A 17,997-nucleotide genomic window follows, 5' to 3' on the forward strand; every position below is an offset into this window, starting at 1 on the left:
AGTGCTCATGACACCGCCACTATAACAAACGCGCTTTTACCCAGGAAATACCGCTGGAACCCTTGATTTATCAGGCTTCATGTCGCCTGACCCCGTTTCACTGACCCCATTACCCCGTTACTGACTAATCAGCTTTTTGGCAAAATTCTCAGGCAGAGTTTGATTCCCGGCCTGCTTTCTGTTTGGTTATCTCTAAAATGGAGCCCCTTAGCCCGCCACTGCCAGACGAACCTTTCCAGTTTACGGAAAGGCAACGAACTGTGTTTGATTTGCTGGAGCACGTATCTGAAGGTCATGAACATTTTGGCCGGTGGTATCTAGGCGCGTTGCAAGCCGTGCGAACTGAGACCGCAGACGCACTAGCCCAGTCTGCTCATTCCATTCGTGAGATCTGTGACCGTCTACCCTCGAGAATTGGAGTTCCAATGTTTGAGACTCCCATGCCTAAAACCCGTAAGGCAGTTAACAGTCTCCTCAAATTGCGAGTTTCAGACTATTCCAACGGGTGGAACGGCCAAATCATCACCGACTCACTGTCAGAAATATTGGTCGAACTTGAATCTCTTCGACCAATATTTGAGGCTACACCGCGAACTCATCGTTTGAAGGCCGCTCTCGAGATGCGGGATCCCTACAGTAAGGGAATAGCCCCTGAACATCGCAAGGCACGCGACAGGGCATTCAAGAGTTTGGGGGAGTATTTCCAAAATGTGGCGCACCACAACACCTTAGCGGAACAAAGCGATTTCAATTCAAAAATTGCCTCTTTCGAAGATATTCTCATCTCATACCTGACGCCCGTATCGGTGGCGCAGCAAAATGAAATCTTGAAAATAATCGAATGCCCATCAACAACAACCGCTGAAGAACGGCTTAACTTCCTGCTCCTACACAATGGCGCTAATCTCATTTTCTTTCTAGAGCGATTAGCGGACATCAGTTGGTTACCATTCATGGAAAGGCTAGGTTTATTCAGCCGATTACAGGAGGCGGAAATTACCGAAGAAGGAACAATTTATCGGGCGGATCGGACACTGTCCTGTCTAGCCCGACTATCACATAAGGCCCCCGCAAAAGTGCTTGGTATTTTAAAACGCCTGCCTCAATCATCGAATCCGCAAGTCCCAGACCAGATTATGCGGTGTATAGCTGGGATTGAGGACCAATCTCTCATCCCAGACTGTCTAAAACTTCTCAAGAAGCTCCTGAAACAACCTGGGAGACATGGGTGGATATGGATTGAAGAAATACTCAAGAAATGGACCGGCTGGCGTAATACTAATGAAACCATTGATCTAATAGGAGAATATATTCATTCTCAGATTAGTCAGCAGCAAAATCGATATGAATCAGGCGGTGGTTGGCAATTCAACGAAATAGATCGGCACTTCTTGGAACCTCTTGCCACATTACATCCATTAGCCCTGGCTAAAGTACTTTTTCGAGCGCTCTGTTTCTGGAGACTTCACCACATCGAATTGAGAGCGGCAGAACCTGGCAAACTGGAAGAGTTTTCTGTTGCCAATACTGTAGATATTGCAGCCAACGAACCTCCCACATACAGAATTGAGGACTTTCATCGTCGCAGTTCCCGTAATTATGAATTGGAAGAGATCCTTGCCATTCGCATGTTTTCTATCGGCTCCTTAATTTTCGCAAATGGAAATGAAACCACAATAAGAGAGTTTGACGATTTGCTCCGATCAAACAACTGGGAACTCTTTTCCCGGCTACGATGGCAAATTTATGGTTATTCAGACTTTTCCGTGTGATCGGTATTGAGCAATAATAGTTAGCCAACCGTTCTGCGGGTGCAAAACCCTGAGGGTGGGCTATGAAATCGCATGGACACTGAAGCATGGGAGAAACTGCTGGGAATCAAAGCACCGTGGAGCGTGGCGGAAATGGCGGTGGATGTGGAGAACAAGGAAGTCATGGTGCGGGTCAAATGCGACCGCACCGCCTGGTTGAACGGGCAGCACCCGCTCCATGTGCATGGCTGGGAAAAGCGCCGTTGGCGGCATCTGGACCTGTGGCAGTGCCGCACCATCATTGAGGCGGAAGTGCCGCGTCTGCGCGACCCGGCCACTGGAGCGACCGAAACCGCCGCCGTGCCCTGGGCCGAGGGGCTGAGCCGCTGGACCCTTCAGTTTGAAGCCTGGGCCATCGAAGTGCTGCAGCGCACGCGCAGCATCAGTGACGGCAGCCGCCTGCTGAGGCTGGGCTGGGACGCATGTGACCGGATCATAAAACGGGCGGTGGAACGCGGGCTGCAAAGGCGTGAAACCGTGCAAGTGAGCCTGGTGGGCATTGATGAAAAAAGCTTTGGCAAAGGCCATGACTACATCGCCGTGATGAACGACCTGCAAGAAGCGCGGGTGCTTGAAGTGGTTGAAGGAGCCGGGGCCAAGGAAGTGGAAGCCCTCTGGGAAACGCTCATTACGGAACAGCGGGAGAAGGTGGAGGCCGTGGCCATGGACCGTGGCAAGGCGATGATCTCAGGCACCCGCAAAGCCGTCCCGCAGGCGGCTATCGTGCATGACCGCTTCCACATCAGCGCAGAGCAGAACAAAGCGGTAGACGAGGTGCGCAGAGCCGAGAACAAAAAGCTCATGAGCGAGGGAGACCAAAGGCTCAAAGGCACCAAATATCTGTGGTTGAGCGGGCTGGAGAGAATGGGGGAGGATGCCTTGAAAAGCTTTGAGAGCCTGGTGCAGATCAACCTCAAAACCAGCCGTGCCTGGGAGCTGAAGACGATTTTTGAGGGGTTTTGGAAGCAGCCTGACAAAGCGACCGGACGCGCCTTTTTCAAGAAGTGGAAGAACCGGGCCGTGAGATCGCGGCTGCCGCATTTTGTCAGGCTGGCCCGGAGTCTGGAATCAAGCCTGGAGGAACTGCTCAACTACTTTGACTGGCGCATCACCAACGCAATGAGCGAAGGGTTCAACAGCGTGATCCAGCAGATCAAGGCAGGGGCAAGGGGGTTCCGAAGCTTTGCCAGCTACCGCGCGCGCATCCTGTTTTTTTGTGGCAAACTCGATCTCAAACCCACCTGCTGATCACACAGGAATCTCGGAAGAACCAAATTTATGCTGATCATCCCGTTAGGAGCCTCGAGTGGGTCCGAAAAGATGTCTTGCCGCGTATCCCAAAATTCGGTTACTATGATAGCGCCCACTGCTTTGAAATGGCCCAGATGCTCGAAACTCAAAGTATCGCAAATGGGCCAAGCTTTCTCAGTCCAGCAGAGATCCAAGAATACTATGAAAGTGTTATGGCAGGCCCGTTTAACTACGAGGGCGAGCAGGTCGTAAAGGAACCTTATGTTCAGATATTTCAGAGGAAGCAACTGCACCCAATTCGCAGTTTGCTTTGCGGATACCCCCTAGAAAACTTCGGCGCACTGGCAAAAGACAATTTCGACTTGCAGATGACAAGTTATAAACAATTCTCTTCCGGCGGCGAGATGCATGAGATAACACATGTCGCACCAAAAGAGGCCGATGGATTGGCCGAGATGACAGAAGATGAATTGTGGTCTTTCCTGAATACTTGGAAACCGGCAACCAATCGTTTCGACTCTGACCAATGGTGGATTGAGGAACACGTCAGCGCTCTTGGGCGAAAGTTTGCACACTTGTTACAATCCGAACCGGCGAGGTTCCAAGCATCCAGGGAGTGGTGGCGAAACCTGATGCGTCCCGACATTCTCTACCCACCGTTGGAAATGGCAACAGTTCGCATTTCAGACCAAACGGACGTACACATGGCTGCTCAGCCTCCCTCACAAAACGAATGGCGCAACTGGTTTGGGCTTGTAGAGTGGATCGCGTCCTCCGGTACAACGGATGCTGAAGAGAGTGGGGACCCACTTCGCACTGAAGGTGACGACTGGAACTGGGCACGGATAATAGCTGTGAAATTCTTGGCAGCAACGATTACTCCTCGCTTTCCTGTACCTGAAAATCTGAGATCACAAATTGGCATCCTCATTCGTCAATTCGTTGTTGCGCCCGATAAAAGGCTAGACTCCAGTGATAAGACAATACTTAAAGATTGGTTCACCACAGCGATCAATTCAGTTCGCGGAACTGCTGTAGAGCAACTCATGCGTTTGGCCTTACAGCAAAAAATAGATCGAAATGGGCAATCACCCGATGATTGGGTGTGGGTACTGATAAGAGACCTTCTCGTCAAGGATGGTCCGTCACAGGCCGTATTCTCGATTATGGGTGCGAGACTGAATATCGCACTCCATCTTTTCGCTGAACAATTCAAACGAGAGCCCTTTCTTCTACTACCAGGTCCAAACAGCGAGGCCCAAATTGCTTTCATTCTTGCCTTGACGAAATATAGCCAAGCACAAGTGGCCTTAATTGAAACGCTTCCCGCTTTTCCGACGTCCGCACTCGAGTGTCTCGTTCAGATGAATGCCAAGGGGCTTCTTGATCGTGAGCAGCAGTCTGGCGATTTTGGAGCACAGCTAGGCACTCATCTAGCGTATTACTTCTGGAATGACGCATATCCATCTTCGTCCGACGGAGACGCAATAATTGAACGTTATTTCGCTGTTGCAGAACCTTCCCAGAGGAGTCGCGCCATTAGTAGCATCGCAAATATTTTCCGCAAAGCTCAAGCAGAGCAGAGGCACGAACGATGCTTCCAGCGAGCCCGCGATCTATGGGACCGCCGATTTTCAATTGTAACACTGCGCCGCACAAACAGCACGTATTCTGCAGAGGATGTGCACGAGGAATTGAGCGCGTTTGTCGAATGGCTTAGCTGCGAGTGTCACCCATTTGAATGGCGCTACGAGCGTGTACTCCAAGCCCTGCGACTTATTGAACGTGCTCCGCAGTCTTCATTAACAATGCAGACCCTTGAAAAATTGTCTCAAGACCCTGTGAAACTTGGTCCATGCATAGAGATTCTCGAGTTGATTCTCTCAAAGGAAACCAGGATACTTTCTTGGACATACAGAGAAGATGAAATCAAACCTCTCTTAGCCCGAGGAAGCATAGCCAGAGAAGCTGCCGTTGTGGCGCGGACTCAACGAATTCAGGACATCCTCCTCCGACACGGAATGTTTTCTTATCTGGATCTAGGTTCACAAGTGTAATAGAATATTAGACGAGGTGGAAAACGGGGTCATGGAAAACGGGGTCAGGCAACGATTCCTGACAAATTAACCCATCCCCCCCTCTCCCCAGCCCCAAAGGGGCGAAACAACAAAGCCCCAGGGCGCAGTCCTGGGTACACAGGCAACGCACCTCACTGTCGCAAAGAGCCCTGAAAGGGCGAGACACCCACGCCCCGCCTGCACCCCGACAGGCCGCCTCCTCCCTGCTCCCCAATTCATTCTCTGCTCCAATTGCCCCTCTGCCCCCGACTGCCTGGCTCCAGGCTCTGCCGCGCGGGGTTCTTACCCGCTGGGAGGCGTTACAAGGTTTCCATGTTCTAACTCTCATTTGACTGTTTGTCTGATTTCCTCCTTGCCTGTGTTTATCTTGGCGCTATGACCCCGTTTTCCCCTAACAAAGCAACCATCATCTTCACCTATGCAATGGGATAAAGTGCAGCATGAATGCCACAGCTTTGTGGTTAAACAGACCGACCGAACAGCAATACTCAACGAGATGGCAAGATTTTGGGATGGTGTTACAACTGATGTATTGCCCCTTACCCCAATGGATGTTTGGGATCATTTGCTGATAGACGTGCGTGGAATCGATGGGGGCATCAGCGTTTATCCACAACAATCAGCAGAGCCACCGTTCCGAGTGGCTTGGGCACGTCTTGACCTGCATCAACTTGCCCGTGATTTTGAAGCACTGGATGAGAATGAGTTTGAAGAAGGCGACAAGTTTTCAGAGATCAATCGTTCGTATGCCACGATGCTTGTTGAAGCAGCCAAAGAAGCAGGGATAGCTGCTTTGATTGGGAAATCACCAAGCGTTATGCTTCGCTTTGTAGCCTACTCAGAGGATCAAAAACCGCCATTTTTGGAGGTGGCAGTGTAGAGTTATACCATAACAGTGACAACTCATAGCAGGCATGTCAGCATGCCACCCTAACAAATATTAAAACTCCGTGGAAATGGGGTCAGGAAATGGGTCAGGGGGCGACTTTTGACAAAATAGCCCTGGGCACAGACTGTACCGTCCCATACGGGGGGAGGTGATTTGGACGGATGGCGAATGATTCCGCGTGCGGAAACAAATGCCCAAGGCGTCCGGGAGAGTTTCCGCTTCGCGTGGATGCGGACGAGGGCATCCGCGATCCTCTTGGCGTCAGAAAAGTTCTTTGACCTTGGTGGCGAGGGACTCCCCGAGAATTTGGTGCTGGGAGGCGTCGAGGTGGACGGCGTCGAGGGGGCTCGGGGTGAGGAGGGGCTGGGTGTTGAGGTAGGGGCAGCGGAGTGTGGTGGCGAGGGCATCGTAATAACGGGGGAGCTGGGCGCTGCGGGCGGGGCCGTCGTGGACGCGGGCGGCGGTTTCGGGGAGGTGGGTGAGGTCGCCAATGAGAGGCGGGCAGAGGAGGAGGAGCTGCGGGGGGCGGTTGTCGGGGCCGGATTCGCTGGAGAGGATCATGCGGGCGAGAACGCCAGCTCCGGCCGCGATGTCGCTGGGAGGGAGGTTGAAGAGGGTTTTGAGGTCATTGGTGCCGAGCATCAGGATGACCAGATCAAGGGGCTTGTGGCTCTCCAGGCAGGCGGGGAGGTAGTCCTTGCCCTTGCGGCAGAGGTTCAACGGGTCCTCATGGACCGTGGTGCGCCCGTTCTGGCCTTCCTCAATGACCCGGTAACCGGAGCCAAGCTCACGCGCGAGCACGCCCGTCCAGCGGACATCATGAGGATGACGGCGCGGAAACGGCGCCGTCATGCTGGCCGGGTCGTAACCCCAGGTGTTCGAGTCGCCAAAGCAGAGAATGGTTTTCATGGGAGTGGAATGACGGAGGGGAGCAGAGAACTCAAACTTTTTTCACCACAGATGCCACAGATAAACACAGATAGGATCCCAGAGATTGGCCGTCTCAGCCCCCCGCCATCTGTGCTCTCCGTGACATCTGTGGTCCCTCTTTGAAGTCCCAAAGCTGCCCATCCTTTAACCACAGATGACACAGATTAACACAGATAGGATCTCAGAGATTGGCTGGCTCAGCTCCTCAATATCTGTGCTCTCTGTGACATCTGTGGTCCATCTTCTGGTTCTGACATGAATGAGCATGCGTAGCCATTAGTCTAGCCTGTCCCGCGACTGCGGCGATGGTTTAAGAGGGTCTGGAACAACGGAACTCAAAGCTTGATTAACCACAGATGACACAGATTAACACAGATAGGATCCCAGAGTGCTGCTAGCTCAGTTCCTCATTATCTGTGCTCTCTGTGACATCTGTGGTTTATTTGGTTGGAGGGGGCGAGGGCATTTTTAAAACCCCAATGCCCAGCAATAGGCACTAATATTCCATTCATCCAATGCCCCCATCTGCTGTTTCTGACATTAGTGAATATTAGTGAGCATTAGTGGTTTAACAGCCTGTGGCGGGACGATGAACCCTGCTGCACTATTCCTTAAACTCCTGACGATCAGGAATGCGGGTGAAGGCAATCTTGGTGCCGGAGAAGGTTTTCACTTCATCGGGGGCGAAGCCAAGGGCGATGCTGTCGCGGCCGTATTCCTGGTTGAGGTCGTCCATGATCTTGGAGAGGCGGTCGCGGCGCTGCACATCGGCCTGGATAGGGCTGCCGAGGTCGGGGAAGAGATCGAGCTGCTGCGGGGCGCTGGTGGCTTCGAGTCCATGCAGGGTCACGCCGATCTTTTTCACCCGGCCCCAGCCGAGCTGGTCCATGACCCGCAGCCAGAGCACATCCAGAGTTTTGGAAAGGGCAAAGCTGTCGGAAACAGGCAGAAAACTTTGATGGGCCTCAGCCCGCCGGGGGCTTTCGGCCCGGATACTGAGGGAGAGGGCGCTGGCGCGGTAGCCCATGCGGCGGAGGCGGCTGGCGGCCTTCAGCAGGAGGCGCTTGGAAACAATGACCGCCTGCGGCGGCTGGCGGAACTCCGGCGACAGCACGTGGCTGTGGCCGATGCTGCGGTTCTGCACCGGCACGTCATCCAGGTCCCCGCCGTGAAGCTGATGCCAGAAGCGGTCGCCGCCGACGCCACCCCAGACCTGGTGCAGGGTGCGCGGCGGGGCCTGCCAGAGATCCAGAAAGGTGCGGATGCCCGCCTGATGCAGCCGGGGCTCCATGTTCCGGCCGATGCCGGGCAGGTCCGTCAGCTTAAGGTGCTCCAGGCGGCCCGGCAGGTCCTGAGAGCGGACGACCTCCAGCCCATCGGGCTTGGTGAGGTCGCTGGCGACTTTGGCCAGATAGCGGTTGGGGGCGATGCCGACGGAGCACGTGATGACCTCGCCCACACGCTCCAGCAGGCCTTTTTTGATGCGTCGGGCGAGCGCGACAGCCTCGGTTTCAATGGCCCGCTTGTTGTCCAGCAGGCAGCCCATTTCATCAATGGATCCGATGACCTGCACGGGGTAATGGCGCTCGATCTCATCAATGACCCGGTGATGAAAATCCACATACCGGTCATGGCTGGCCTCCACCAGGACGATGCCGGGGCACATCCGTTTCGCATCGCCGACATTCGTGCCTGTCTTGACGCCAAACTTCTTGGCCTGATAGCTGGCGGCGATGGCGCAGGTGTGGTCCGACATAACAGGCACCACGATGACCGGGCGGCCCCGCAGCTCCGGGCGCATCTGCTGCTCCACACTGGCAAAGTAGCTGTTCAGGTCCACAAACAGCCAGCGCAAAGGCGCAGCGGCGGAGGGACTGGGAACGGGCGTCATGGAGGAAGATAACGGCCAAAAGAAGAGTGTTCAAGTGAACATTTTTCCAGCAAAAGCTTTGCCAGGAGGTATGCGCAAAAAAAAACAGGGCGGACCACCCGGTCCGCCCTGTTTTTTTGGAAGGTTACCAACAGCCAGAAGACAACCCACTCTCACTGAAAATCGTGACTGAAAGCCGCACTGCGTTCTTCAATCTTCTGCAACCATGCCACCCCCTGACAGGATTGAGTCAGGTGCCGGTAAGAGGGTTGTAAGGAGACTGTGAGATGTGTTTTTATTTCGTGGGTGCGCGAGGCTTTGGATTGAGCAGCTGCTCAATGCGCGCGCTTTCAATCTCCAAAGCCTTGGCTGACATGGGCATGGGCTTAAAATCAGGGGACGGCACCAGTTTTTCCTCCGCAGGAATGCTGCGCAGGCGGACATTGCGGAACCAGACGGGCTGGCCGTGGTCCTGGAGCCGGAGACGCGCTCCGCGTTTGGTCAGGTCGCCCCCGCGGATGCGCAGCACCTCCACCTCACGTTCCCAGCGCGGATCCGTGTAATCAAAATCGATGACCGCCTCCCCGTTCAGCCAGTGCTGGATGACACTGCCTTTGCAGACAATGCGGGCCTCGTTCCACTCATCATGCGGCCGCGCATTGTCCTTGCTCGGGGCCATGCAAAAGAACAGCGAAGCGGCGGCTGTACGAGGGTTGTCGGCATAGTGGCTGTTGGCATTGTCCAGCACCTGGTATTCATACTGGCCGGGCCGGTAGTACACACCGCTGTTGCAGCCTTTGGATGCCTTCCAGTCGAAGCGCAGCTCAAAGTCATCCGGCACATGGGCCACGGTATAAGTGATGTCTCCCCCGCGCGTGGGGCAGCCCATGGCCCCATCCTCGATCACCCAGTTGCCCTTGTGCTCCCAGCCTTCAAACGTGCGTCCGTCAAAGAGCCGCTTGAAGCCCTGGTCTTTTTCTTCAGTGGATAAAGCGGCAGGCTCCGCAGCCTGGATGGCCAGGCATGACAGGAGAGCAAAGGCGGACAAGGTGTTGATAAAATGCATCCTTTTATAGACGCCTCAGACTCCCCTGCCCTATCGTCCACCTGAGCCGCCTCACGGCACAATCTCCACAGGCGTGCCCAGGGATGATTCGTGGTAAAAGATCTGCGCCATCTTCGTGGGCAGGCGGATGCAACCGTGAGAGGCCGGATAACCCGGCAGATACCCTTCATGCATGCCGATGGCCCCGGTGATGCGCATGAAATACCGCATGTTGGCCCCGTCAAATTTGGCACCTGCGGGTCTCGGGTCCTTGCGCACATCCACCTCCTTTTTCACGATGAACCCGGTTGAGTCCACATAGTCCCCATACAGGTTGGATTTGTGGTCAATGTCCTTCTCGATGACCTTGAATTTCCCTGGGCGGGTCGCGTGGCTCTCCTGGCCGGAGGAGATGGGCGACATGCCAACAATCTGCCCGCCCTTCATGAAATAAACCTTCTGCTCACTCAGGCTGATTCGCATGCTGGGCTTGCCCTCCACCCCTTCCCCACGCCAGAAAGAGCCGTCATCCACGGGCTCATCATCCTTTTTCCTCTTGTCCTTCTTTTGTTTTTTGAGGCGTGCACGCTCCTGCGGCTCAATGGCGATCCGCTGAACATAATATCCCCCACCAGGGATAGGCCGGCGCACTTCACGATAGGCAGGGCCGCTGCAGCTCACACTGTTGAAAACAACAGCCAGAACGATGAGGTAAATATGCAGGCGAAATAAAGAATTCATGAAGTGGAATAAGCGAATGACAATCTGTCTATGGAGCACATTTGAGGCCGAATTTCCACTACAGGCTGAAAGTTATTTCAGCGCAGCCCAGATGGAGGAATCTTTGGCAGCGCCTCCCGGACAGGTCAAAAACTCTTTTCCATCCCCCTTGCCCAGAACGGTACAAAGGAAGCAGAGGCCCCCCGGATCAAGAGCTCCTCAAAACAAATCCGGCTGCCCGCTTACCGGCGGAATCAGCCCGAGCTTGCGATACGCCGCCGGCATGGCCACACGGCCACGGGGGGTACGTTTGACGAAGCCTTGCATCACCAGATACGGCTCATGCACATCCTCCAGGGTGGAGGCGTCTTCGCTGACGGAGACGGCGATGCTGTTGAGGCCGACGGGGCCGCCTTCAAATTTGTGAATGAGGGCTTCCAGGAAGCGCTTGTCCATTTCATCCAGGCCGGTCTCATCAATGTCCCGCATGGTGAGGGCCTGGCAGGCGACGTCCTCGGTGATGGTGCCCTGGGACTTCACCTGGGCGAAGTCACGCACCCAGCGCAGCAAATGATTGGCGATACGCGGAGTGCCGCGTGAGCGACGGGCGATCTCGATGGCACCAGCTGGATCCATCTCCACCTTCATGAGGCGGGCGCTGCGCAGAAGAATGTGCTGGAGCTCCTCGGTGGTGTAATAATCCAGGCGGTTCGGAATTCCAAAACGGCTGCGCATCGGCGCGGTCAGCATGCCCGCGCGGGTGGTGGCACCGACCAGGGTGAAGGGCGGCAGGTCAATGCGGATGGTGCGGGCCTTGGGCCCTTGGTCAATGATGATGTCCAGCCTGAAGTCCTCGATGGCGGGATAGAGGTATTCTTCGATGCTGGGGTGCAGGCGGTGGATCTCGTCAATGAACAGGATGTCCCGCTCTTGCAGGTTGGTGAGGATGCCGGCCAGGTCCCCTGCCCTTTCGATCTGCGGGCCGCTGGTGGTGTGCAGGCGTGAGCCGACGGCATTGGCGATGAGATTGGCCAGCGTCGTTTTCCCCAATCCGGGCGGGCCGCAGAGGAGGGCGTGATCCAGGGGCTCATTGCGCATCTTCGCCGCCTCCACCATGACCAGCAGGTTTTCCTTCACCTTGGTCTGGCCGTGGAATTCATCGAAGTCACCCGGACGCAGGGCGAGATCAAACGGGGAGTCGGCTTCGTTGAGGGCGGGGTTCACGGGATGGAAGCTAACTGGCCTGATTCGTTTGAACAGTCAACTCCGCCTTTACAGCTTAAACTTGGGGGACTGGCCCATAAAGGCGCGCGGGTTTTCCCAGGCGACGCGCTGGATCATCTCCGGCGTCCAGCCGCGCTGGCGCATGGCCTGCATCGTCTTGGGCACGGCCAGGGGGTCGCTAATGCCCCAGTCGCAGGCGCTGTTCATCCAGATACGCTCGGCGTGGCGGTGCTCCAGCATGTCAATGGCGCGGTGGGGCGTGCATTTGCTTTCCGGGTAAAGCGTAATGCCGGCCCAGAAGCCGTGGTCTAGCACATGGTCAATGGTGTGCTCTTCCACATGGTCAATGATGACACGCGCGGGATTGATGCCGGAGAAGTTTTTTAGCGCGTCCACGATGAGGCGCGTGCCCTTCAGCTTGTCCTCCAGATGCGGCGTATGAATGAGGATGAGCTGGTCATGATCCTGGGCGATCTGGACATGCTGCTCAAAGATGCGCAGCTCATTGCGGCTGTTTTTATTCAGGCCGATCTCGCCAATGCCGAGCACTCCGGGCTTGTCTAAAAACTGCGGGATCAGCGCCATCACATCCTCCGCCAGCTTCATGTCCTCAGCCTCTTTGGGATTGATGCACAGCCAGGAGTAATGCTGGATGCCAAAGCGCGCCGCGCGCTTGGGTTCGTATTCGGTGATCTGGCGGAAGTAATCATAAAAACCATCGGCGGAGGCGCGGTCAAACCCGGCCCAAAAGGCGGGCTCGCAGATGGCCTGGCAGCCGGCGATGGCCATGCGCTCATAGTCATCCGTAGTGCGGCTGACCATGTGGCCGTGAGGTTCAATGTAGTTCATGGAGGAAAGAGGGGAAGGTTTGCGATAGCTGGCGAGGGAATGACGGTTGTTTTAAAACAATGGTCAACGATGCAAACCACTGCCAACCATGGCCAACTTAGGCTTTGAACGCTCCGATGGCACCTTGCATGGTCGCTTTTTCAACGGGCTCAGCGCTCGGGTCACTGAAGCTCAGCAGCACCTCCCTCGCGCGCTCCGGCTCGTCCAGAGACAGCAATGCGATGGCATTCTTCAGCGCATGCACACGAAAATCATCGTCCTGCCCTGCCCTTTGGACACGGTCTAAAAAAGCGGCGAGGTCAATGAGCTTGCTGCGTGAATCCATGAATCCAAGGTCCACGAGATTGACGGAGGTTGGAGGTGTCCAGTCTGGCATGCGACGAGTTTAAGGCTGGAATGGAAAGCTGGCAAGGGGTGGGGTGGATGCGGTTTTCAGTGTCCGGTTTTTCAGGTTTCAGATATGAAGACCCTCTAAACGAGGGGCAATCCACTTTACAGGAAGAGTATCCGGGATATTGCATGCATCATGGCGAAGAAAAAGACGGTTCACAAAACGGAGATGGCCCCGGAAGAAATAGGGGAGTTTGTCGGCCGACGGGTGAAGAAGCTGCGGACGGACCGTGGCTGGTCCCTGGAGGAACTGGCCCAGACCAGCGGCGTGAGCCGCTCCATGCTCAGTGAGATAGAACGCGAGCGAGCAAATCCGACGCTGACCGTGACCTTCCGTATTGCCCGTGCATTTGGGATGAGCCTGCAGGAACTCATCGGCAGCGTGGAGGCTGAGGTGGCAAAGATCCAGGTAACCCGCGCAGGAGACCGGGGCCAGGTGTACCGCATGGACAAGCAATGCGAGATCCGCACCCTGTCACCGCTGAATTTGGAGAAGGATGTGGAGTTCTATGAACTGAAACTGAAGGCGGGCGGAGCACTGAGGAGCCAGGCACACTTTGAAGGTACGCGGGAGTTTTTAACCGTGGTGGATGGACGGGTGCGGGTGGAAACGGCCGGCGAGGGCGAGGAGCTGGAAAAAGGAGATTCCGGCACATACCCGGTGGATGTCCCGCACGCGATTGTGAACTTGGGGCAGGATGAAGCGCTGGTTTTCCTGGTCGTTATCTATCGATAAGATTCACGCAGGCGAAACTGGTGATGGAAAGGAAAAAGCCCTGTGAGGGGATACCTCACAGGGCTTTTGGAAGCGAATTGCTTCGCCGATCAGGTGGCGTCCCGGTGGGACGCGCCTCGATTACTTCTTCTTCGCAGCCTTCTTGGCAGCCTTCTTGGCAGGGGCGGCCTTCTTGGCAGGGGCTGCTGCTTTCTTGGCTGGAGCAGCCTTCTTGGCTGGAGCGGCCTTCTTAGCAGGGGCAGCTGCCTTTTTGGCAGGAGCGGCCTTCTTCGCAGGAGCTGCTGCCTTCTTGGCAGGAGCGGCCTTCTTCGCAGGCGCAGCCTTCTTGGCGGCGGCTTTCTTTGCAGCTTTCTTAGCCATATTAGTGTTCCTCTTGTTGTTGTTGGTTGCTTTGTTTGTTTGTTTTGCCGCAGGTGCAGCAGAGCTGCCACTACGGACATTCTTTGGGGCACCGGCCTTGTCGGCGGCGCGCTTTTCCTCAATCGCAGCCTGCGCAGCGGCAAGGCGGGCGACCGGGACACGGAAAGGACTGCAACTGACATAGTTCAGGCCGACCGAGTGGAAGAACTTGACACTGTCCGGATCACCGCCGTGCTCACCGCAGATACCAAGCTTGATGTCAGGACGTGTGGCACGGCCTTTCTCAATGGCGATCTTGACGAGCTGGCCGACACCGGTCTGGTCCAGGCTGGCGAAGGGGTTCTTTTTGAAGATCTCATTCTCCGTGTAGGGGAGCAAGAAATTGCCCATGTCATCACGGCTGATGCCGAGAGCGGTCTGTGTGAGGTCATTGGTCCCGAAGCTGAAGAACTCAGCCGTCTGGGCGATCTCGTCCGCAGTGAGGGCACCGCGAGGGACTTCGATCATGGTGCCCACGCTGTAGCTGAGCTTCACCTTCATTTCCTTCTGCACCTGGGCGGCGACTTCATGCACGATGGCGACCTGAAGGTCGAGCTCCTTCTTGAAACCAACAAGAGGGATCATGACTTCAGGCTTGACCTTGATGCCCTTCTTCTGGACTTCAGCGGCAGCCTCAAAGATGGCGCGGGCCTGGGTCTCCGTGATTTCAGGATAGGCGATGCCAAGACGGCAGCCGCGGTGGCCCAGCATGGGGTTAAACTCATGCAAAGCGTTGATGCGGGAGACGACTTTTTCCTTGGTCACGCCAAGCTTCTTGGCGAGGTCCTCCTGGGACTTCTCATCATGAGGAACGAATTCGTGAAGCGGCGGGTCAAGCAGGCGGATGGTCGCAGGCAGGCCTTTGAGGGCTTCAAAGATGCCGGTGAAATCTTCACGCTGGTAGGGAAGGATCTTGGAGAGGGCGGCCTTGCGGGCTTCCACGGTATCCGCCAGGATCATTTCACGGACGGCGTCAATGCGGTCACCTTCAAAGAACATGTGCTCCGTGCGGGTCAGGCCGATGCCCTGGGCGCCGAAGGCGATCGCGTTCTGCGTCTGCTCCGGATTGTCAGCATTGGTGCGGACCTGCAGGCGGGTGGCCTGTGAGCACCATTTCATGAGCTGGTTGAAGCTCTTGAACTTCTCCGTGGCCTGGGCGGCCTTGTCGCCACCGATCATGCCGGTGATGATTTCGGAAGGAGCCGTCTTGAGCTGGCCGCCATAGACAATGCCGCTGGTGCCGTCAATGGAGAGGAAGTCGCCCTCTTTGTAAGTCTGGCCGGCAACGGTGACGGTCTTTGCGTCATAATCGATCTCCAGCGCAGCAGCACCGCAGATGCAAACCTTGCCCATCTGGCGGGCGACGAGAGCGGCGTGGGAGGACACACCGCCGCGGGCGGTGAGGATGCCTTCCGCAGCGATCATGCCGCGAAGATCTTCCGGGCTGGTTTCGTTACGGACGAGGAGAACTTTTTCACCCTTCTGCTCAGCGATGACCGCGCGGTCAGCATTGAGGTAGATCTTGCCGGAGGCGGCACCCGGGCCGGCTGGCAGACCGGTGGCGATGGCCTTGGCCTTCTTGACGTCGGCGACGTCAAAGATCGGAGCCAGGAGCTGGTCAAGCTGGTCGGCAGGATTGCGCAGCACGGCGGTCTCCCAGTCGATGAGCTTTTCCTTCACCATATCAATGGAGAACTTCAGCGCGGCAGCGGCGGTGCGCTTGCCGTTACGGGTCTGAAGCATGAACAGTTTGCCCTGCTGGATCGTGAATTCCACGTCCTGCACATCCTTGAAATGCTTCTCCAGGGTTGTGCGGACCTTCAGGAGTTCAGCATAGGACTTGGGCATCACTTCCTTCAGCTTCAGCACAGGCTCAGGAGTGCGCACGCCGGCGACGACGTCTTCGCCCTGGGCATTGATGAGGAACTCACCATAAAATTCGTCCACACCATTGGCCGGGTTGCGGGTGAAGGCCACGCCGGAACCGGAGTCGTCGCCCGTGTTGCCATAGACCATGGCCTGCACGTTGACGGCGGTGCCCCACTCGGCAGGGATGCCGTATTTGCGGCGGTAAACAATCGCGCGGTCATTCATCCAGGAACCGAAGACGGCGCCTGCGGCACCACGAAGCTGGTCCCATGGATTGTTAGGGAACACTTTGCCAGTGCGCTCTTTGACGAGCGCCTTGAAAAGCCGGACGAGTTCCTGCTGGTCAGCGGCGGTCAGGTCGCTGTCCACGATGTCCTTGTGATAGACCTTGTGCTTGTAATCTTCGATGACGGTCTCGAAAGGCTCATGGTCTTCGCCTTCACGCTTCTGCACGCCGAGGACGACGTCACCATACATCTGGATGAAGCGGCGGTAGCAGTCCCAGGCGAAGCGCTCATTCTTCGTCACGCTGGCCAGGGAGAGGACGGTGTCATCATTCAGGCCCAGGTTCAAAATCGTGTCCATCATGCCAGGCATGGAATCGCGTGCGCCGGAGCGGACGGCGACGAGAAGCGGCATGCCTTTGGCATCACCAAACTTGGCTCCCATGATTTTTTCCATGGCTGCAATGCCGGCTTCCATCTGCTTCTGAAGCTCCACCGGATAGGTGCGCTTGTGGTCGTAATAATACGTGCAGACTTCGGTGGTGATCGTGAACCCTGGAGGCACTGGCAGGCCAATGCGGCTCATCTCAGCAAGGTTTGCCCCTTTGCCTCCGAGGAGGGGTTTCATGGAGCCGTCTCCATCCGCTTTTCCTGCTCCGAAGGAATAAACGTATTTGATTGCCTTGCTGCCTTTGCTCGCTGTTTTTGCCATAGAGGTTGTTGTTCTGTATCGGTGCTTATTGGTTATGTTGAGTGAGACTCAGCGCCGATAATTGTCCGCCGATTATAGGATGCAAGCACTAGTTGACAATCAAAAGTTGGAGGGATGCCCCGTGCATGACGTTTGAGAGGCATGACATAACACCAAACGTGACATGCCGGAGCATTGGAAAGACAACGGTTCTGATGATCGCGTATTGACTTGCAGGCGGGTTTTTGATTTAACATAAAATCATCATCCGGCACCGCCCACCCTCAATCGTGAACGGTCCTCGGCGCACAGAACCTCCACAGTTTCATCCATGAAAACACCCCCCTCATTCACATCCGCAGCCTACCGCGGCTTCACCCTCATCGAGCTTCTCGTCGTCATCGTCATCATCGCGATTCTCGTCGGCCTGGCCGTGCCTGCTTACAATACAGTGATGGGCAAAGCCCAGACACTGAAGATCAAGGCAACGCTGAAGGACATCCAGGTCGCCGTCGGCCATTACCGCACTGAATACAACCGCTTCCCCATTGATCCCAACGACCTCGGCGGTGGTGAGAGCGACATCGAGCCCTTCCTGACAGACGGCAGCACCCATCCGACGATCAACATCCTGATGGCGAATGTGGACACCAGCGGCGCCTCCACCAACATGAATCCAAAGCAGATCAAATTTTTGGACCTGCCCTTCGCCCGCAACAACATGTTCGGGATCATCGATCCCAGCGGCGGAGCCAATGATGGAACTCCCGTTCAGCTGGTGGACACCTGGGGCCTGCCATATAAGATGCTGATGGACACCAATTACGACAACCGCCTTGAAAATCCGGACAAGAGCAACCTGGACCAGAACATTTCCGGCAGGGCTCCCCAGTTCCTCAACAGCAGCACGGCGATCTACAGCTTCGGCCCGGACAAGAGCGAGTTCACCAAGGACGACATCACTTCCTGGCGCTAAACTGACAGCCAGCCATTCACTTCACCACGCCGGCCATGTTCATCA

General features: G+C 55.9%; 13 protein-coding genes and 1 pseudogene. 6 read left to right on the forward strand and 8 right to left on the reverse strand.

Annotated elements, in window-relative coordinates:
* The first annotated feature begins 440 nt into the window (after positions 1 to 440).
* From WJU23_RS18320 to WJU23_RS18335, 4 genes are all read left to right on the forward strand, one after another.
* Positions 441 to 1,772 (forward strand): hypothetical protein, encoded by a 1,332-nt coding sequence (locus WJU23_RS18320; protein WP_346334062.1) that lies wholly within the window; start codon positions 441 to 443, stop codon positions 1,770 to 1,772.
* Between the two features lie 72 nt (positions 1,773 to 1,844).
* Entirely contained in the window at positions 1,845 to 3,059 is a 1,215-nt protein-coding gene (locus tag WJU23_RS18325; protein WP_346334063.1) for an ISL3 family transposase, read from the forward strand.
* A 137-nt stretch (positions 3,060 to 3,196) separates the two neighbouring features.
* A complete protein-coding gene (locus WJU23_RS18330; protein WP_346334064.1) occupies positions 3,197 to 5,119 on the forward strand; it encodes a hypothetical protein in 1,923 nt (640 codons plus the stop codon).
* Positions 5,120 to 5,558: 439 nt separating this feature from the next.
* A complete protein-coding gene (locus WJU23_RS18335; protein WP_346334065.1) occupies positions 5,559 to 6,020 on the forward strand; it encodes a hypothetical protein in 462 nt (153 codons plus the stop codon).
* A 270-nt stretch (positions 6,021 to 6,290) separates the two neighbouring features.
* Here WJU23_RS18335 and WJU23_RS18340 read toward each other — a convergent pair whose 3' ends face one another.
* The 7 genes from WJU23_RS18340 to WJU23_RS18370 all read right to left on the reverse strand — a co-directional run bounded on the left by WJU23_RS18340 (position 6,291) and on the right by WJU23_RS18370 (position 13,043).
* Positions 6,291 to 6,938: an SGNH/GDSL hydrolase family protein gene (locus WJU23_RS18340; protein WP_346334066.1), complete on the reverse strand. Its 648-nt coding sequence runs from the start codon at positions 6,936 to 6,938 to the stop codon at positions 6,291 to 6,293.
* Between the two features lie 625 nt (positions 6,939 to 7,563).
* On the reverse strand, positions 7,564 to 8,850 hold the full coding sequence (locus tag WJU23_RS18345; protein ID WP_346334067.1) for an impB/mucB/samB family protein: 1,287 nt from the start codon (positions 8,848 to 8,850) through the stop codon (positions 7,564 to 7,566).
* 274 nt (positions 8,851 to 9,124) lie between these two features.
* Positions 9,125 to 9,877, reverse strand: coding sequence for a DUF1080 domain-containing protein (locus tag WJU23_RS18350; RefSeq protein WP_346334068.1), 753 nt, complete (start codon positions 9,875 to 9,877; stop codon positions 9,125 to 9,127).
* A 69-nt stretch (positions 9,878 to 9,946) separates the two neighbouring features.
* On the reverse strand, positions 9,947 to 10,615 hold the full coding sequence (locus WJU23_RS18355) for a L,D-transpeptidase family protein (protein ID WP_346334069.1): 669 nt from the start codon (positions 10,613 to 10,615) through the stop codon (positions 9,947 to 9,949).
* A gap of 198 nt (positions 10,616 to 10,813) precedes the next feature.
* Entirely contained in the window at positions 10,814 to 11,818 is a 1,005-nt protein-coding gene (gene ruvB, locus WJU23_RS18360) for a Holliday junction branch migration DNA helicase RuvB (protein WP_346334070.1), read from the reverse strand.
* Between the two features lie 48 nt (positions 11,819 to 11,866).
* The gene (locus tag WJU23_RS18365; protein WP_346334071.1) at positions 11,867 to 12,667 is read right to left on the reverse strand and encodes a TatD family hydrolase; all 801 of its coding nucleotides are present in this window, start codon (positions 12,665 to 12,667) and stop codon (positions 11,867 to 11,869) included.
* A gap of 97 nt (positions 12,668 to 12,764) precedes the next feature.
* The gene (locus tag WJU23_RS18370; protein ID WP_346334072.1) at positions 12,765 to 13,043 is read right to left on the reverse strand and encodes a hypothetical protein; all 279 of its coding nucleotides are present in this window, start codon (positions 13,041 to 13,043) and stop codon (positions 12,765 to 12,767) included.
* A 150-nt stretch (positions 13,044 to 13,193) separates the two neighbouring features.
* Between WJU23_RS18370 and WJU23_RS18375 the strand changes: the two genes are divergently transcribed.
* On the forward strand, positions 13,194 to 13,793 hold the full coding sequence (locus tag WJU23_RS18375; protein WP_346334073.1) for an XRE family transcriptional regulator: 600 nt from the start codon (positions 13,194 to 13,196) through the stop codon (positions 13,791 to 13,793).
* 471 nt (positions 13,794 to 14,264) lie between these two features.
* Here the strand turns inward: WJU23_RS18375 and ppdK are convergent.
* A pseudogene (gene ppdK / locus WJU23_RS18380) lies at positions 14,265 to 16,997 on the reverse strand (pyruvate, phosphate dikinase); the annotation flags it as partial.
* A 310-nt stretch (positions 16,998 to 17,307) separates the two neighbouring features.
* On the opposite strand from ppdK, the gene WJU23_RS18385 reads away from it, so the two are divergent.
* The gene (locus tag WJU23_RS18385; RefSeq protein ID WP_346334074.1) at positions 17,308 to 17,952 is read left to right on the forward strand and encodes a prepilin-type N-terminal cleavage/methylation domain-containing protein; all 645 of its coding nucleotides are present in this window, start codon (positions 17,308 to 17,310) and stop codon (positions 17,950 to 17,952) included.
* Positions 17,953 to 17,997 lie beyond the last annotated feature (45 nt).

It is taken from the genome of Prosthecobacter sp. SYSU 5D2, assembly GCF_039655865.1.
In the GTDB taxonomy this organism is placed as follows: domain Bacteria; phylum Verrucomicrobiota; class Verrucomicrobiia; order Verrucomicrobiales; family Verrucomicrobiaceae; genus Prosthecobacter.

What these genes read in the sequence shown, in the direction of transcription:
- WJU23_RS18320 (WP_346334062.1), top strand. Translation starts at nt 441, where the DNA reads ATGCCTAAAACCCGTAAGGCAGTTAACAGTCTCCTCAAATTGCGAGTT.
- WJU23_RS18325 (WP_346334063.1), top strand. Translation starts at nt 1,845, where the DNA reads ATGGACACTGAAGCATGGGAGAAACTGCTGGGAATCAAAGCACCGTGG.
- WJU23_RS18330 (WP_346334064.1), top strand. Translation starts at nt 3,197, where the DNA reads ATGCTCGAAACTCAAAGTATCGCAAATGGGCCAAGCTTTCTCAGTCCA.
- WJU23_RS18335 (WP_346334065.1), top strand. Translation starts at nt 5,559, where the DNA reads ATGCAATGGGATAAAGTGCAGCATGAATGCCACAGCTTTGTGGTTAAA.
- WJU23_RS18340 (WP_346334066.1), bottom strand. Translation starts at nt 6,938, where the DNA reads ATGAAAACCATTCTCTGCTTTGGCGACTCGAACACCTGGGGTTACGAC.
- WJU23_RS18345 (WP_346334067.1), bottom strand. Translation starts at nt 8,850, where the DNA reads ATGACGCCCGTTCCCAGTCCCTCCGCCGCTGCGCCTTTGCGCTGGCTG.
- WJU23_RS18355 (WP_346334069.1), bottom strand. Translation starts at nt 10,615, where the DNA reads ATGAATTCTTTATTTCGCCTGCATATTTACCTCATCGTTCTGGCTGTT.
- WJU23_RS18365 (WP_346334071.1), bottom strand. Translation starts at nt 12,667, where the DNA reads ATGAACTACATTGAACCTCACGGCCACATGGTCAGCCGCACTACGGAT.
- WJU23_RS18370 (WP_346334072.1), bottom strand. Translation starts at nt 13,043, where the DNA reads ATGCCAGACTGGACACCTCCAACCTCCGTCAATCTCGTGGACCTTGGA.
- WJU23_RS18375 (WP_346334073.1), top strand. Translation starts at nt 13,194, where the DNA reads ATGGCGAAGAAAAAGACGGTTCACAAAACGGAGATGGCCCCGGAAGAA.
- WJU23_RS18385 (WP_346334074.1), top strand. Translation starts at nt 17,308, where the DNA reads ATGAAAACACCCCCCTCATTCACATCCGCAGCCTACCGCGGCTTCACC.